Below are 16,131 nucleotides of genomic sequence, written 5' to 3' on the forward strand. Positions count from 1 at the left end.
TGACTCGATGCTAAACGCATGACCGCTGGTCGTGGCCTGGACACTCGCTGCGAGCTCAGCCGCTTGGGAGGCCCCGGGTAACGTGGTCGGCTGTGGAACCCGACCGTCAAGCCGATATCGCCGCACTCGATGCCACCCTGACCACGGTGGAGCGCGTGCTCGATGTGGACGGTCTGCGCAAGCGCATCGAGAAGCTCGAACACGAGGCTTCCGATCCCCAGCTGTGGGATGACCAAGCCCGGGCCCAACGGGTGACCAGTGAGTTGTCCCACGCCCAGGGCGAGCTGCGCAGGGTCGAGGAGCTGCGCGGACGGCTGGACGATCTGCCGGTGCTCTACGAGCTGGCGGCCGAGGAGGGGGACGGTGCGGCCGACGCGCTGGCCGAGGCCGACGCCGAGCTGAAAGCGCTGCGCGCCGACATCGAAGCCACCGAGGTGCGCACCCTGCTGTCGGGTGAGTACGACGAACGCGAGGCGCTGGTCACCATTCGTTCCGGCGCGGGCGGCGTGGACGCCGCGGACTGGGCCGAGATGCTGATGCGGATGTACATCCGGTGGGCCGAGCAGCACAAGTATCCCGTCGAGGTGTTCGACACGTCCTACGCCGAAGAGGCGGGCATCAAGAGCGCGACGTTCGCCGTGCACGCGCCGTTCGCCTACGGCACGCTGTCCGTGGAGCAGGGCACCCACCGGCTGGTGCGAATCAGCCCGTTCGACAACCAGAGCCGGCGTCAGACGTCGTTCGCCGAAGTCGAGGTGCTCCCGGTGGTGGAGACCACCGACCACATCGACATTCCGGAAGGCGATGTGCGCGTTGATGTTTACCGCTCGAGCGGCCCGGGAGGCCAATCGGTGAACACCACCGACTCTGCGGTACGTTTAACCCATATCCCAACGGGTATCGTCGTGACTTGCCAGAACGAAAAGTCGCAGTTGCAGAACAAGATCTCGGCGATGCGAGTTCTTCAGGCAAAGTTGTTGGAACGCAAGCGATCCGAAGAACGCGCTGAACTAGACGCGTTAAAAGGCGAAGGTGGCAGTTCGTGGGGCAATCAGATGCGCTCCTACGTTCTGCAGCCCTATCAGATGGTCAAGGACCTGCGAACCGAATACGAGGTTGGCAACCCTGCGGCCGTCCTGGATGGAGACATCGACGGCTTCCTGGAAGCAGGAATCCGTTGGCGCAACCGAAAAGATGACGAATAACACAAGCATTCTCGCCGCATCGATGACGCACCGCTGGCACGACTTTTGGCGGGGCGAAGTCGGTGAGTGGATCATCGCCAGGGGTCTGCGCATCGTCATGGTGCTGATCGCGGCAATGCTGGCGGCCCGTTTCGTCAACTGGGTCGCACAGCAGGTGACCCGCCAGCTCAACTTGGGCTTCGTCGAAAGCGACGCGCTGGTGCGATCGGAGGCCTCGAAACACCGCCAGGCCGTGGCGTCGGTGATCTCGTGGGTGTCGGTCGTCATCATCGGCATCTGGGTCATGATGCAGCTTGCCGAGATACTGCAGTTCTCGATCGGGGGGCTGGTGGCGCCGGCCACCGTGGTCGGCGCCGCGCTGGGTTTCGGCGCGCAGCAGTTGGTCAGGGATCTGCTGTCCGGCTTCTTCATCCTGGTGGAGCGCCAGTACGGCTTCGGAGACCTCGTCACCATCACCGTCGTGTCCGCGACGGACGCGACCGGCACGGTCGAGAACGTGACGCTGCGGGTCACCCGGCTGCGCTCACCGGATGGCGAAGTGTTGACCATTCCCAATGGGCAGATCGTCAAGGTGGTCAACCTGTCCAAGGACTGGGCGCGCGCGGTGGTGGACATCCCGGTGTCGACCAACGCCGACCTCAACCGGGTCAACGAGGTCTTGCATCAGGAATGCGACCGCGCGATGGACAACCCCGTGCTCGGTCAACTGCTGTTGGATGCACCCACGGTGATGGGTGTGGAGAGCATCGAAGTCGACACGGTCACCTTGCGTATGGTGGCCCGCACGCTGCCCGGCAAGCAGTTCGAGGTCGGCCGGCAACTGCGCGTCCTGGTCATCCGGGCGCTGGCCCGCGTCGGGATCGTGACCGCGGCGGACGCGACGGTCGGCCTGGTCGAAGATCCCTCGGTGCCGGCCGCCCAGGCCGCCGAGGAGCAAACCGACGATGAAGTCCAAGGTGCGGTGCAGAAGCGTTGAAGTTCACCCTGAACATCCTCGAGAAGCGCGGCGACAGCGACGACACGGATGCGGAGCATCGCTGGCCGAACTACGTGTTCGGCGGGCGGATGCGCACGTCGACCCTCGTACTGATCATCGCTTTCTTCCTGGCGTGGTGGGTCTACGACACCTACCGCCCGGAACCGGCGCCCAAGCCCCCGGCGCAGCAAGTGGTGCCGCCGGGTTTCGTGCCCGACCCCAACTACACCTGGGTGCCGCGCAGCCGCGTGCAGGCGCCTCCGGCGACCGTCACCTACACGCCGACGCCGACGAGCACGCCGCCACCACCCCCGCCACCGCCGCCACCCCCGGTGACGACGACCACGACCACGACGCCGCCGTTCCAGTTGCCGCAGCTGCCGTGCATCCTGCCGGCGCCGTTCTGCCCGCCCAGCTCAAGCCCGGCCACACCGACGCCGCAGCAACCGCAACCGGGGCCCGGCCCGGTGCCGAGTTCGCCGCCGCCGGCCAGTTGACTTCGCCTGCCAGCGAAATTCACCGCTACACTGGCGTGCCGTGATGATCACCCTGGACCATGTCAGCAAGAAGTACAAAGCGTCGGCCCGTCCGGCGCTGGAGGACGTCAACGTCAAGATCGACAAGGGTGAATTCGTCTTCCTGATCGGCCCGTCGGGCTCGGGCAAGTCGACGTTCATGCGGCTGCTGCTCGGCGCCGAGAACCCGACCAGCGGCGACGTCCGGGTGTCGAAGTTCCACGTCAACAAGCTGCGCGGTCGGCACGTCCCGAAGCTGCGCCAGGTCATCGGCTGCGTTTTTCAGGACTTTCGCCTGTTGCAGCAAAAGACGGTGTATGAGAACGTCGCGTTCGCGTTGGAAGTGATCGGCAAACGACCCGACGCGATCAACCGGGTGGTGCCCGACGTGCTGGAAACCGTCGGCCTGTCCGGCAAAGCTAATCGGTTGCCCCACGAGTTGTCCGGTGGTGAGCAGCAGCGGGTGGCGATCGCCCGCGCGTTCGTCAACCGGCCGCTGGTCCTGCTGGCGGACGAGCCGACGGGCAACCTCGACCCAGACACCAGTAAGGACATCATGGATTTGTTGGAGCGAATCAACCGCACGGGGACGACGGTGCTGATGGCAACGCACGACCACCACATCGTCGACTCGATGCGCCAGCGCGTCGTCGAGCTTTCGCTGGGCAGGCTGGTTCGCGACGAGCAGCGCGGCATCTACGGGATGGACCGCTAAGTGCGCTTCGGCTTCCTACTCAACGAGGTTCTGACCGGACTTCGCCGCAACGTCACCATGACGGCCGCGATGATCCTGACGACCGCGATCTCCATCGGCCTGTTCGGCGGCGGTCTGCTGGTGGTCCGGCTGGCCGACAACTCACGCGAGATCTATCTCGACCGCGTCGAGACGCAGGTGTTTCTGACCGACGACATCTCGGCCAACGACACCACGTGTGCTACCGCGCCGTGTAAGGGGTTGCGCGAGAAGATCGATGCACGCCAAGACGTCAAATCGGTGCGCTTCGTCAACCGCCAGGACGCCTACAACGACGCCATCAAGAAGTTCCCGGAGTTCAAGGACGTGGCCGGGAAGGACTCGTTTCCCGCCTCGTTCATCGTCAAGCTGAACAACCCCGAACAGCACGCGGAGTTCGATGCCGCGATGCAAGGCCAGCCGGGGGTGCGCAGCATCCTCAATGAGAAGGACCTCATCGACCGGCTGTTCGCGGTGCTGGACGGCCTGCGCGATGCCGCGTTCGCCGTCGCGCTGGTGCAGGCGGTCGGGGCGATCCTGTTGATCGCCAACATGGTGCAGGTCGCCGCGTACACCCGGCGCACCGAGATCGGAATCATGCGGCTGGTCGGTGCCAGCCGCTGGTACACCCAGCTGCCGTTCCTGGTGGAAGCAATGCTGGCCGCGTCCATCGGTGTCGCCATCGCCGTGCTCGGACTCATGTTGGTCCGCGCATTGTTCCTGGACAACGCGCTGAGCCAGTTCTACCAAGCCCACCTGATCGCCAAGGTCGACTACGCCGACATCCTCTATATCTCGCCGTGGTTGTTCCTGCTCGGCGTGTCGATGGCGGCGGTGACGGCGTATGCGACCTTGCGCCTCTATATACGGCGGTAGCTGTGGCCAAGGGTTCCGGCCGAGCCAAGGTGGCGGGCGGCAAAGGTGGCAGCAAACAAGTTATCGCCACCAATCGCAAAGCGCGACATAACTATTCGATCATCGAGTTGTTCGAGGCCGGCGTGTCTTTGCAAGGCACCGAGGTGAAAAGCCTTCGGCTGGGCCAAGCATCGTTAGCTGATGCGTTCGCAACGATCGACGACGGCGAAGTCTGGTTGCGTAACTTGTACATTCCCGAGTATCAGCACGGTAGCTGGACCAATCATGAACCGCGTCGCAACCGAAAGTTGTTGTTACATAGGCAACAAATCGACAGGCTGGTGGGCAAGATACGAGATGGTAACCTCGCGTTGATGCCGCTGTCGCTGTATTTCTCTGAGGGCAAGGTCAAAGTCGAGCTGGCCCTCGCGCGCGGTAAAAGGGCTTATGACAAGCGCCAGGACATGGCGCAACGTGATGCACAGCGTGAGGTGGTCCGTGAAATGGGACGTCGAGCAAAGGGCATGACCTGATCGGGGCGGCTTACGCCCAGCTGTCGGCCGTTACCTACGGCGTCAGCGACTTCGTGGGCGGCGTGGCAGCGCGGCGAGTGGCCGCGCTGCGCGTGATGCTGGTCGCCTACCCGATCGAGACGCTGTTGCTGGGCATGATGGCCGTGTTCGTCGGCGGGCCGATTCACGTCGGTGCCGTGCTGTGGGGTTGCCTCTACGGCATCGGCATGGCGTTCGGTATGTGGGCGTTCTTCGCGGCGCTTGGCTCCGGCCCGATTTCGGTGGTCTCGCCGTTGGCGGCCGTGCTCAACGCCGCGGTGCCGGTCGCGGTGGGCATGGCGTTGGGGGAGCGGCCCGGGCAGGCGGCCCTGGTGGGTGTCGTCCTGGCGCTGGCCGCGGTGATGCTCGTCAGCCGCGAGGCTCCCGCGGAGGGAACGCCGTACCGGTTCACTCCAAAAGTGGCCTGGCTCACGGTAGTTGCGGGCTCGGCGATGGGCCTGAACCTGGTGTTCCTGCACCAGGCGCCGCACGTGTGCAAGCTCTGGCCGCTGGTCTTCGCCCGAGTGGCGGCCAGCCTGGTCGTGTTCGCCATGGCCAAAACCAGTCAGAACCTGGTGATGCCGCGCGGCCGCCCGCTCAAATTGGCCATCGCCGTTGCCGTGCTGGACATCTTCGCCAACATCACCATGCTGGCGGCTCTGCACACCTGGCTGCTGTCGCTGGCCAGCATCCTGATTTCGCTGTATCCGGCCGCGACGGTCGTGCTGGCGATGGTGGTACTGCGCGAGCGGGTGACCCGCCTGCAGGGAATCGGCATGGTCCTCGCGATGGGATCCGTGGCGATGATCGCCTCGGCCTGACGGTTGTGCCGCCGCCTAATATTGGGCAGTTGGCACAGTTCACCCCCGGGAGATGGCGTTGGGCGCGTTTGAGACCGAAGATCCCGTCATTCGCGAGCTGTCGAACGCGGTAGACAAAAGCCCCGACGTGATCGAGCTGCGGTTGCATCTGGCCGGCCTGCTGGCGGACAAAGGCCGCTACGCCGAGGCGCTGGGCCACTGCAGCACGGTGTTGACGCAGCACGCCGGCAATGCCAATGCGCTCAGCCTGTTGCAACGGTGCAGCGCCGCGCTGGCGGCGCCGCCGGCCCAGGCGTCCGCGCCGGTTGCAGCCCCGCCTGCTGGAAACGACAGCTTCGACTGGTCGAGCGCCGAACAGGAAGTCGCCGACATCATTGAGCCCGCCTTCGTCGAGCAACCCCCTGACGCGGTCAACGAAGACGACTTCGACGTAGTGCAGCGCGTTCGTGTCCGGCTGGATGATGTCGCGGGCATGGATGAAGTCAAACGGCAACTGGACCTGTCGTTGCTCGGCCCGATCCGCAACCCCGAGTTGATGAAGGCGTTCAAGGTGTCCGCGCGCGGCGGATTGTTGCTGTATGGACCACCGGGTTGCGGCAAAACATTTATCGCCAAAGCCGTCTCGGGTGAGCTGGGGGCGAACTTCTACCAGGTGGGCATCGCCGACGTCCTGCACCAGTGGTTCGGCAACAGCGAACGCAGCATCCGTGCCGTCTTCGACACCGCCCGGCGCAACGCGCCCTGCGTGTTGTTCTTCGACGAAGTTGATGCGTTGGGACACCGGCGCTCCGCGCTGAGCGGCAGCTCGGGTTTGCGGCCCGTGGTCAATACCTTGCTCGAGGAGATGGATTCGGCCAATTCCGTCAACGATGGTGTCTATGTGTTGGGTGCCACCAACGCACCATGGGACGTCGATCCCGCGCTACGCCGGCCCGGCCGATTCGACCGAATGATCTTTGTCGGCTTGCCCGACACCGGGGCCAGGGCCGGGATCGTGCGGTCGCACCTGCAAGATCGGCCCGTCGCGGGCATCGACCTCAAGTCGATCGCCAACCGCACCGATGGCTTTTCTGGCGCCGACCTGGCCTATGTCTGCGAGACCGCGACCCAGTTGGCCATGGCCGACTCGATGCGCAGCGGTCAGGTCCGTCCGGTCACCATGAGCGACGTCGACACGACCATCGCGCAGATCCGACCCAGCACCGGACCCTGGTTCGAGACCGCCCGCAACGTCGTCGAATTCGCCAACGGTGACGGAACCTACGACGAACTGGCGAAGTACATGCGCCGCAAAAAGATTCGGTGATTTTCGGTGACTTCGGAGCCCGGATTAGGGCGAACCGACGAGGTCATCCAAGTCGCAGACGCCTATATCGACGCCAGAAAATACGAAAGCGCACGCGAGATCCTGAGTCGGTCGCTGTCACAAAGCCCCAACGATCCCGCCCTGCTTGCGTCCTACGCCCGCGCCGAACTCGCGCTCGGCAATTATTGGGCCGCCGCGCGCAGCGCATACGCCGCCTTGGCCGGCACACCCGACTCCGAGTTCGCGATGCGACTGTATGCGCTGGCGCTATTCAACCTCGGCCGCCAGTACGACGGCCTGTGGATGGCCTGGCGAGCGGTCACGTCGCACCCGAATGAGCCTGCGCCACTGCGCCTTTACGCATTGCTATTGCAGAAAGCGTGGCAGTTGCGCTCGGCGCTGGACGTCATCGACCATGCGCTACGGCTGGATCCGCAAAGCGTCGACGCGCACATCCGCCGCGGTTCGATCCTGCATGCCATGGGCCGACGGGATGAGTCCGAGGTTTCGTATCGAGCGGCGCTGCAGCTGGATCCCGCCAATGCCGAGGCCCTCAACGATTTGGCCGTTCACCGACTGGGGCGCTTCAAGTTTGGACGCGCCCTGCAGGGGTTTCTCGGTGCCGCCGGAAGCGATCCCGAATACGGGGCATTGAGCCGGCGCAATATCGGGGTCGTTCTCCGAAAGGTGCTCGCCCTCGTGACCGTTGGCGCGGGGCTGTTGAGCGTGTGCCTCGCTATCACCGCCGGGGCCTATGACGAGGGCCATCCGACCGCGTTGGCGCGCGTCGGTGTCGGCCTGCTCAGCGGGGTTTTGATCGCCGTGTTGTGGTGGTTGCTTCGCGCGATCCCGCGCCGAGTGTTCGTTGCCGTCCTGCGCGAGCAGCATTTTTTCGCACTTCGTCTCGCTCATGCGGGAATGGCCGTCGTCGCCGGGGCATGGGTCACGTTTTGTCCGTGGCCCGCTGGGTGGATCGCCGTCGGCGGGCTGCTGGCAGTCAGTGCCCTTGTCATTATCCGAATCGGTCTCTTCATCGGGAAGTAAGCGGCCTACGATCCGACCATGGCCGATCGCCCCGTCACCAAACTCGACAAGTCCACCGTGCTCACCGGTCTCTTCGCGGTGTGGGACGACATCGACGCACTGCTGGCCGGGCTCTCCGAAGCGCACTGGCGGGCGGCCAGCCCGCTGCCGGGCTGGGACGTCAAAGCCCTGGCGGCGCACATGATCGGCACCGAGTCGTTCCTCGCCGGCATCGCCGCGCCCCAGCCCGATGTCGACGTCTCCGCGTTGGAGCACGTGCGCAACGACGTCGGCGTGATGAACGAATGCTGGGTCCGCCATCTGAGCGCGCACGCCGCTGCCGACGTACTGGAAAGCTTCCGGGCGATCACCACCGACCGGCGCGAAGCGCTGACGACCATGTCCGACGACCAGTGGGACGCGGTGACGATGACTCCCACCGGCCCGGACTCCTATGGCCGGTTCATGCGGATCCGGGTGTTCGACTGCTGGATGCACGAAGAAGACATTCGCGTGGCGTTGGGGCGCCCGCCGTCAGATGACGAACTCGCCGGCCCCGCGGCGTCGCTTGCCGTCGACGAGATCGCCGCGACGATGGGTTACGTGGTAGGCAAGCTGGCCAAGGCGCCCGAGGGCTCACGCATCCAGTTCGACCTCACCGGCCCGCTGGCCCGCACCATCCTGGTCAGCGTGGACGGCCGGGCCGCAGTGGTCGACGACTTCGGCGGCCAACCACCGACGGCGACGATCCGGCTGGACGGGCTGCAGTTCACCAGGCTCACCGGCGGCCGCCCGATGTGTCCCGCCCGTCCCCAGACCATCGACCTCGACGGCGACAAACACGTGGCCGCCCAGGTCGTCGAGCACCTCAACTTCGTGATCTGATCGCCGCCCGCCGGGAAGACAATCCCGTTGCCGCTGGTTCATAGGCAGGTACCATGGATATTCCTGCCGAAAGTCGGTGGGTGCGAGGGGCTGAAAGGTTTCGACTTCGCGCATCGAATCAAGGGAAGCGTGCCGGTGCAGGCAACTGACCACCGTAAGCGTCGTTGCAAACAGATAAGCGCCGATTCACATCAGCGCGACTACGCTCTCGCTGCCTAAGCGACAGCTAGTCCGTCAGACCGGGAAAGCCCTCGACCCGGACCCTGGCGTCAGCTAGAGGGATCCACCGATGAGTTCGGTCGCGGGACTCATCGGGACACCAACAGCGACTGGGATCGTCATCCTGGCTTGTTCGCGTGACCAGGAGATCCGAGCAGAGACATAGCGAACTGCGCACGGAGAAGTCTTGAGGGAATGCCGTAGGACCCGGGTTCGATTCCCGGCAGCTCCACAACAGAATGTGCTGTCCAACGCCAAACCCATGGCTGGCTGATGCCCGGAGCGAGCGGCTTTAATCGTCATACGTCGGCGATGCCATGCACGCCCGAGATTGCACCGCAAGGAGCCCTCATGACCTACCGCCGTTTTGCTTGGGCGCTCGGCGCGGTGATAGCAGTGGTGGCTGCGGCCATCATTCCCGTCCAGGCCCACGGCGAGCCGCCGACGAAGTGTCTGACCAACACTCCCAAGGGCAAGCAGGTCTACGTGCCCTGCGATCTGCTCAACGCCGGCGCCAATTTCCCGCCGGGGCAGCGTTGCCCTCCACCGATCGAGCAGTACCCGAAAGATGTGGCGGACTGGTGTGGCGAGGGTCCGGGCCTTGCGAGTACCACGCCCACGACTCCTACGAGTCCCACGACTCCTCCCGGTTCCACGACTCCTACGAGCCCGACGAGTCCGACCAGCTCCGTGCGGCCTACGAGCTCGACGACCCCAACGAGCTCGACGACTCCGACGAGCTCTGCGAGCCCAGCGAGTTCTGCAACCCCCACGACTCCCACCAGCCCGGCGGCTCCGGGCAATGCAGGGTAACGACGTCCTGCACGGGGTGATCCATCGGGCGCGCGCGCAGGTAACGAGCGAGGCAAACGGATACGGGACAAAATGAGTCGGCGCTCTAGAAGCCAAATGTCTTGGTAGAGCATCGGTTCGATTCTCGGCAGCACCGTAACAGAAAATCCAGCTATGACAGGCTGAGATCTCGCGCTTAGGCTACTGTAGCGAGCCGCGGTGCTCAACTTGAAGCTTGTGGATTACGGCGCGCTGGTGGGTTGACAACGAGTTGACTGACAGTCGCGAGATAGCGGATTGCACAAGATGTTTCGGGCGTGAATTTGGTCTGAAGCAGGGGTTGCGCCGCTGTATCGCCGAAACCGCCACGGTGCACCGCTGCGATCACAGCGAAGATCCGGAGGGCTGACCGCCGCCGATGCCCGCGTGGCCCTAGCGGTCACCCCGGGAATCAACTCGATCGTTATGACGTTCGGCTAGCCGTGGCACACACGAAAAGATGGCTTAATATCAGCCCTTCGGGCATTCCAAATCGGGGGGCGCTGTGTTGAGGTTTCTCAAGCGGCTATGGGTTCCGCTGGTCGTGACCGTGGCATTGATCGTCGGCGGCGTCGCCGTGATGCGACTCAATGGCGTCTTCCCCGGACCCGGCCTGCCCAAGCCCGATCCCCGGGATGCCACCCCGCCATATGCGGCCAAGACGGCCTTCTACGAAATCCTGGGCCCGCCCGGGACGACCGGAGTCGTCAACTGGATGGATGCGGAGTCGCTGCCGCAGAAGGCGAACTTCACGACATTGCCGTGGTCGAAGACGATCGTCGCCGAGATGCCCGGCATCTTCGCCTATGTCGTCGCCCAGGGTGACAGCCCGTCCATCGGCTGCCGCATCACCGTCGACGGCAAGTTGGTCGACCAACAACAGGCCACCAACCGGAACGCGCAAGTTTCCTGCTTGGACAAGTCCGCGTGACCGACGACGATACGAGCGACACCGACAGAATCCCCGTCGCGCAGCCCACCAACGTTGAGCACAAGCCGCGGATTGCCCGCTCCATTCGCGTGCTGGCGCTGCCGATCATCGTGGCCTGGGTGCTGATCGCGATCGGGGTGAACGTCTTCGTCCCGCAGCTGGAGAAGGTTGCCGAGGAGATCTCCGTCCCGCTCTCGCCGTCAGACGCACCATCGGTGACCGGGATGAAACACATCGGCGAGAAGTTCAAGGAGTACGACTCCGACAACCTCGTCCTGGTCACCCTGGTCGGTGACAAACCGCTCGGCCCGGACGCCCACCGGTTCTACGACGACCTGGTCAAAAAGATCCAGGCCGACCACGAACACGTCGAGCACGCGCTGAACTTCTGGGGTCAGCGATTCACGTCCTCAGGTGTGGAGAGCTACGACCACAAGGCCGCCTACGTCCAGGTCAACCTCAAGGGTGACCAAGGTGGCGCCGTCGGTGACAAATCCGTTGCTGCCGTTCGCCAAATCGTCGCGGACGCGAAGCCGCCGGCCGGCGTGAAGGCCTACGTCGCGGGCCAGGGAGCGCTGACCGCCGACGTGATCGTTGTCGGTGACAAGAGCCTGGCCAAGATCACGCTCATCACGGTCGTCATCATCGCGCTCATGCTGATGTTCGTGTACCGGTCCATCGGCACCGTGTTGCTGACCATGTTCATCCTCTTCATTGGGCTGCTGTCCGGCCGCGGCGTGGTTTCGCTGCTGGGCGAAACCGGCGTCATGGGGTTGTCGACCTTCGCCGTGAACCTGCTGACCTCACTCGCGATCGCAGCGGGTACCGACTACGCGATTTTCATGGTCGGCCGCTACCAGGAGGGCCGTGAACGCGGTCTGGACCGTGAGGCCGCCTATTACGACACCTTCGCCGGTGTCAGCAAGGTGGTCCTGGGCTCCGGTCTGACCATTGTCGGGGCGCTGGCCTGCTTGAAGTTCACCCGGCTGCCCTACTTCAGTTCGCTGGCGTTCCCGTGCGCGGTGGGACTGCTGGTGGTGGTGGCGGCTGGGGTCACGCTGACGCCCGCTCTCATCGCAGTCGCCAGTGGCTTCGGCCTTTTGGACCCCAAGCGCAAGTTCAACTACACCCGCTGGCGCCGCCTGGCGACGGCCATCGTGCGCTGGCCGGCGCCCATCCTCGCGACCTCCGTCATCCTGGCGATCGTTGGCGCCCTTGGTCTCGCGGGCTTCACCCCGCGCTACAACGACCTGTACTACTTGCCGAAGAGCGCGGCCTCGGTGCAGGCGTACGACGCGGCCGATCGGCACTTCACCCAGGCCCGCCTGAACCCGGACCTGCTGATGATCGAATCGGACCACGATCTGCGCAATCCCAGGGACATGCTGGTGTTGGACAAGGTTGCCGGTGCCATCTTCCGGGTGCCGGGCATCGAACGGGTGCAGAGCATCACCAGACCGCTCGGACCACCGATCGAAGACGGATCCCTTCCGTTCCAGGTCAGCGTGCAAAGCGCGCCGATTCGCAACAACCTCAATTACCTGAAGGCCCGCGTCGGCGACATCAAGAAGATCACCGGTTTCCTCGACACCCAGATCGCCCTGCTGGAGCGCCAGTACGCGATAACCCAGAGGCTCGCGAACGCCGCTGACAACAGCTCGAAGACCACGGGCGAGACGGCGGCCATCACGGACGAAATCCGGGACCACATCGCCGATTTCGACGACTTCTGGAGGCCGATTCGCAGCTACTTCTACTGGGAGAAGCACTGCTATGACATCCCGATCTGCTGGTCGTTTCGCAGCCTGTTCGACGCACTGGACGGGTTCGATCAGCTGGCCGAGAAATTCCACGCCCTCACCAGCGACCTGACCGACACGGCCAAGGCCACGCGCGAATTGCTGGCGATCATCCCCGAGAACATCGCCGTGTCAAAGTCCATCCGGGACACGACGCTGACCATCTACAGCTCGTTCGACAGTCTGATCGACCAGTTCGACCGGCTCACCGACACGAACGCCGTGATGGGCAAGTCGTTTAACGACGCTCGGGTGGAAAGCCTGTTCTACCTGCCGCCCGAGATCTTCCAGAACTCCGATTTCCAGTTCGGTTTGAGCCTGATGGTGTCGCCCGACGGTAAGGCCGCGCGCTTCATTATCACGCACGCCGTGGATCCGGCGACCGCGGAAGGCATCAAGTCCGTCGAGCAAGAGCGCAACGCGGCGAAGGAGGCGCTGAAGCTCACCTCGCTGGAGAACGCCGACATCTACCTCGGCGGCACCGCCGCAACATTCAACGACATCGCCACCGGCGCCTGGTACGACTTGCTGATCGCCGCGGTGGCGTCGATCGTGCTGATCTTCATCATCATGGTGATCGTCACCCGAGCTCTGGTCGCCGCGGGAGTCATCGTCGGCACGATCGTGATGTCGCTGGGCGCGGCGTTCGGATTCTCGACGCTGATCTGGCAGCATCTCGGCCACTTCCAGTTGCATTGGGTCGCAACCGAATTCGCGCTGATTGTGCTCTTGGCGGTGGGCTCGGACTACAACCTGATGCTGGTGTCCCGAATCGAGGAAGAGATCGGCGCCGGGTTGAACACCGGGCTCATCCGCGGCGTGGGTGTGACCGGCCCGGTGGTGTCCGCCGCCGGTGTGGTGTTCGCCGTGACGATGGCGGCGATGCTCTCCAGCGATCTGCGGGCGATCGGTCAGTTCGGCACCACGATCGGCATCGGTCTGATGTTCGACACCTTCGTCGTTCGTACGCTCATCACGCCGTCGATCATGACGTTGATGGGACGCTGGTTCTGGTGGCCGAAGCGGGTGCGGGTCCGTCCCGCCAGCCAGATGCTCCGGTCCGTTGGGCCGCGGCCGCTGGTTCGCGCTCTGTTGTACCACCCGCGGCACGGTGCCCCGCCCGATCCGCAGACCTAGCACCCCGCACAGCAGGCATCGCCGATCGCGGATTGTCTCGGCTACCGGGCCGCCTTGGCGGCGTCGCGCCGAGCCTTCTCCTTCGCGTGGGCCGAGCAGCAATGGCCCATATCGCAATGGAACCGGTCACTACAATCATGCGAACAATAGACTGATGCGGCCGGAAGCCATTCCGGATCGGACAGATCCCGCGGCCGTTCGTTCGGATCGAACAAGTGGCCGCAATGTACACAGACCTTGGTCTTGGTCTTGGACATACCGCTCAGGGTACGCGCCGTCGCCCCAGATCGGGGGGTGATTTCAGGGCGAGGGTCAACGGACTGCGCTTCGCAAAAAGATCGTGCAGTCAAAGGTGACTGCATTTACGCGAACGTAATTATTAATCAATACCGGCCTATCCATTCACGCATCGTTTCAGGCGGCGCATTCTCACCCGGGTGAATGGGTGGTTGGGGTGATGACAGTTCACCCGGGGCGGCCGCAGTCTCGGTACGAGCGACCGCGGGATTGTCAGTCCGGGTCCACTCGTAGCGGTCAAGGAGAACCAGGAAGGGACCCCGCATATGCATTTCGATGGCAAGAAGGTCATCGTTGTCGGCGGTAGTGCCGGCATGGGGCGCCAGGTCGCGATCGACATCGTCGGTCACGGCGGCAGCGCGGTGATCGTCGGACGGTCGAAAGCGCGCGTCGACGACACCGTCAGCGAGTTGACGAGCGACGGGGAAGCCTCGGGCATCGTCGTCGACCTGACGGACCGTGCGGCGGTCGCCGACGCGCAGCGCGCGCTTTCCGAGGCGGTTCTCACGGTGGGGCATGCCCGCTGCCGAAGGGCTGCAAACATGTCCGGCGATTCGCATCCCGGCGGGCTCCGACGAGCGGATGGCGGTGGGTCAGTTGCCGGCCTCGATTGACGCGACCCGTGCGGCCGCGTCGGGTCCGCAGAAGCGCTGAAGATCCACTCCGCCCGCGCCGAGGAGATCGTCGATGCGGCGCTTGAAGTCGCCCGAGGATAGGTGGGCGTACAGGTTTCGACCCGGGCACGAGGTTTGGGCCAGGTCCCGATGGCCCGCCAGCGTGTCGGTCGAAACGCGAAAATTCTGGGCGGCCCAGGCGAACGCGCGCGCCGCCCCCTGAAGCTGGGCCTCCGGCACGGACTCCTGATCGAAGTCTCCTTCACAGAGGACCAGGAAATGGCCGGTCGTGTCGTAGTCCGTCGCGGTGTCGCCCGCGATCTCGGTGCTGCGCAGCTCGTAGATGTTGCCATTGCGGTCGATGCCGACGTGATAAGCGATGTCGATCCATCCGTGCTGATCCTGGTGATATCGCTGATCTTGGCGGAGATGGCTTGGGGCATTGCGGTTTTCGCCGAGGACGACGGCCTCGTGGTGCAGTGTCATCCGGGTGATGGTGTGGCGCTTCCCCCCGGAGCGGGCCGGTCGGGCGCCCCAGGCGTCCCGGCACAGCAGCAGTGCCGAAGTGGTGGCGGTCAGACGCGCACCGATTGCCGATGTCGGGTGAGCAGCCGGAACCGAAGGCGGGCTGCCGAGCAGGGACGCCGCCCCGGCGCCGCCGGCCAGCGCTAGCAGCTGCCGGCGGCTGACCAGAGCTGGCGGGCCACACGCTGGCTCACACACGATCCTCACGATACGGGCGTGACACCGGCCCGCGTGACGACTTCACTCATGTCTCACCCAACGCGCCCCGCACGCGTCCGTGCGCTCGGTCGAGCCGGGCGGCGGCCTCGGCCGCGTCGACCCCCGCCAACAATGCGACGATCGCGGTCTTGGCGTGACCGCCCGCGGAAGCGAGCGCGATCGCCGCGGTCTGCTCGTCGACGCCGGCGGCGTCGCGAACGATCCGCACCGCGCGGCGACGCACCTTCGCGTTGGTCGCGCGCACATCGACCATCCGCGGTCCGTAGGCCTTGCCGAGCGCGATCATCACGCTCGTCGAAAGCGCGTTGAGCACCACCTTCTGCGCCGTCCCGGCGGTGAGCCGCGTGGACCCGGCGAGCACCTCGGGCCCGGTTAGCAGCTCGATCACAAGGTCGGCGGACGCTTCGCTTCTTGGGTTGTTGACTATCGCGACGGTCAAGGCACCCATCGCGCGGGCATGCGCGAGTGCTCCCACCGCGTACGGCGTGCGGCCCGACGCCGTGATCCCCACGAGCGCGTCGGCGGCGGTCAGGTCCGCGAGATCGGCGGGATCGAACGCATCCTCCGCACCCTCGATCGCCTCGGTCAAAGCCGTTGGCCCGCCGGCGATCACGCCACGCACCAGGTCGGTGCCGAACGTCGGCCCGCACTCGGCCGCGTCGAGCACCCCGAGCCGGCCGGGTGTCCCG

General features: G+C 64.8%; 16 protein-coding genes, 1 other RNA gene and 1 pseudogene. 15 read left to right on the forward strand and 3 right to left on the reverse strand.

What is annotated here, in order from left to right; genetic code table 11:
* Positions 1–92 precede the first annotated feature (92 nt).
* The 14 genes from prfB (at position 93) to DQP58_RS15340 (ending at position 13,787) form a co-directional block, all read left to right on the forward strand.
* Positions 93–1,205 (forward strand): peptide chain release factor 2, encoded by a 1,113-nt coding sequence (gene prfB, locus DQP58_RS15275; protein ID WP_112709163.1) that lies wholly within the window; start codon positions 93–95, stop codon positions 1,203–1,205.
* The gene (locus DQP58_RS15280; protein WP_240629838.1) at positions 1,195–2,181 is read left to right on the forward strand and encodes a mechanosensitive ion channel family protein; all 987 of its coding nucleotides are present in this window, start codon (positions 1,195–1,197) and stop codon (positions 2,179–2,181) included. Before prfB ends, DQP58_RS15280 begins: the two co-directional genes overlap by 11 nt.
* Positions 2,178–2,678: a hypothetical protein gene (locus DQP58_RS15285; protein ID WP_112709165.1), complete on the forward strand. Its 501-nt coding sequence runs from the start codon at positions 2,178–2,180 to the stop codon at positions 2,676–2,678. The genes DQP58_RS15280 and DQP58_RS15285 overlap by 4 nt, the downstream gene beginning before the upstream one ends.
* A 43-nt stretch (positions 2,679–2,721) precedes the next feature.
* The gene (ftsE, locus tag DQP58_RS15290) at positions 2,722–3,411 is read left to right on the forward strand and encodes a cell division ATP-binding protein FtsE (RefSeq protein ID WP_066865258.1); all 690 of its coding nucleotides are present in this window, start codon (positions 2,722–2,724) and stop codon (positions 3,409–3,411) included.
* Positions 3,412–4,305 (forward strand): permease-like cell division protein FtsX, encoded by an 894-nt coding sequence (ftsX, locus tag DQP58_RS15295; RefSeq protein WP_112709166.1) that lies wholly within the window; start codon positions 3,412–3,414, stop codon positions 4,303–4,305.
* Positions 4,306–4,307: 2 nt separating this feature from the next.
* Positions 4,308–4,817 carry an SsrA-binding protein SmpB gene (smpB, locus tag DQP58_RS15300; RefSeq protein ID WP_112709167.1) on the forward strand — a complete coding sequence of 170 codons (510 nt, stop codon included), beginning with the start codon at positions 4,308–4,310 and terminating at the stop codon, positions 4,815–4,817.
* The gene (locus DQP58_RS15305; RefSeq protein WP_112709168.1) at positions 4,814–5,656 is read left to right on the forward strand and encodes a DMT family transporter; all 843 of its coding nucleotides are present in this window, start codon (positions 4,814–4,816) and stop codon (positions 5,654–5,656) included. The genes smpB and DQP58_RS15305 overlap by 4 nt, the downstream gene beginning before the upstream one ends.
* Before the next feature lie 58 nt (positions 5,657–5,714).
* Positions 5,715–6,962 carry an AAA family ATPase gene (locus tag DQP58_RS15310; protein WP_430916096.1) on the forward strand — a complete coding sequence of 416 codons (1,248 nt, stop codon included), beginning with the start codon at positions 5,715–5,717 and terminating at the stop codon, positions 6,960–6,962.
* Positions 6,963–6,968: 6 nt separating this feature from the next.
* Positions 6,969–8,006: a tetratricopeptide repeat protein gene (locus tag DQP58_RS15315; protein WP_112709170.1), complete on the forward strand. Its 1,038-nt coding sequence runs from the start codon at positions 6,969–6,971 to the stop codon at positions 8,004–8,006.
* A gap of 18 nt (positions 8,007–8,024) precedes the next feature.
* The gene (locus tag DQP58_RS15320) at positions 8,025–8,870 is read left to right on the forward strand and encodes a maleylpyruvate isomerase family mycothiol-dependent enzyme (protein WP_112709171.1); all 846 of its coding nucleotides are present in this window, start codon (positions 8,025–8,027) and stop codon (positions 8,868–8,870) included.
* An 86-nt stretch (positions 8,871–8,956) separates the two neighbouring features.
* Positions 8,957–9,324: a transfer-messenger RNA gene (gene ssrA, locus DQP58_RS15325) on the forward strand.
* A 346-nt stretch (positions 9,325–9,670) separates the two neighbouring features.
* Positions 9,671–9,922 (forward strand): hypothetical protein, encoded by a 252-nt coding sequence (locus tag DQP58_RS26815; RefSeq protein ID WP_165827880.1) that lies wholly within the window; start codon positions 9,671–9,673, stop codon positions 9,920–9,922.
* Between the two features lie 506 nt (positions 9,923–10,428).
* On the forward strand, positions 10,429–10,851 hold the full coding sequence (locus tag DQP58_RS15335) for an MmpS family transport accessory protein (RefSeq protein WP_205869437.1): 423 nt from the start codon (positions 10,429–10,431) through the stop codon (positions 10,849–10,851).
* Complete coding sequence (locus DQP58_RS15340; protein ID WP_112709174.1) at positions 10,848–13,787, forward strand: RND family transporter; 2,940 nt, start codon at positions 10,848–10,850, stop codon at positions 13,785–13,787. The genes DQP58_RS15335 and DQP58_RS15340 overlap by 4 nt, the downstream gene beginning before the upstream one ends.
* Positions 13,788–13,828: 41 nt before the next feature.
* On the opposite strand, the gene DQP58_RS15345 is transcribed toward DQP58_RS15340, so the two are convergent.
* Positions 13,829–14,044, reverse strand: a complete 216-nt coding sequence (locus tag DQP58_RS15345) for a ferric uptake regulation protein (RefSeq protein WP_112709175.1) — start codon at positions 14,042–14,044, stop codon at positions 13,829–13,831.
* Positions 14,045–14,350: 306 nt separating this feature from the next.
* On the opposite strand from DQP58_RS15345, the pseudogene DQP58_RS15350 reads away from it, so the two are divergent.
* Positions 14,351–14,581: pseudogene (locus tag DQP58_RS15350) on the forward strand (SDR family NAD(P)-dependent oxidoreductase); the annotation flags it as partial.
* Positions 14,582–14,677: 96 nt separating this feature from the next.
* Here the strand turns inward: DQP58_RS15350 and DQP58_RS15355 are convergent.
* Together DQP58_RS15355 and DQP58_RS15360 are read right to left on the reverse strand one after the other, a co-directional pair.
* Positions 14,678–15,289 carry an N-acetylmuramoyl-L-alanine amidase gene (locus tag DQP58_RS15355; RefSeq protein WP_346427282.1) on the reverse strand — a complete coding sequence of 204 codons (612 nt, stop codon included), beginning with the start codon at positions 15,287–15,289 and terminating at the stop codon, positions 14,678–14,680.
* A 178-nt stretch (positions 15,290–15,467) separates the two neighbouring features.
* On the reverse strand, positions 15,468–16,131 hold a 664-nt coding region (locus tag DQP58_RS15360; RefSeq protein ID WP_112709179.1), incomplete at its 5' end, for an N-acetylmuramic acid 6-phosphate etherase.

The sequence above is a fragment of the Mycobacterium colombiense genome, from assembly GCF_003284975.1.
Classification (GTDB): domain Bacteria; phylum Actinomycetota; class Actinomycetes; order Mycobacteriales; family Mycobacteriaceae; genus Mycobacterium; species Mycobacterium europaeum_A.

Coding starts and splice junctions, on each gene's coding strand:
- ftsE (WP_066865258.1), top strand. CDS start 2,722: ATGATCACCCTGGACCATGTCAGCAAGAAGTACAAAGCGTCGGCCCGT.
- DQP58_RS15345 (WP_112709175.1), bottom strand. CDS start 14,044: ATGTCCAAGACCAAGACCAAGGTCTGTGTACATTGCGGCCACTTGTTC.
- DQP58_RS15280 (WP_240629838.1), top strand. CDS start 1,195: ATGACGAATAACACAAGCATTCTCGCCGCATCGATGACGCACCGCTGG.
- DQP58_RS15320 (WP_112709171.1), top strand. CDS start 8,025: ATGGCCGATCGCCCCGTCACCAAACTCGACAAGTCCACCGTGCTCACC.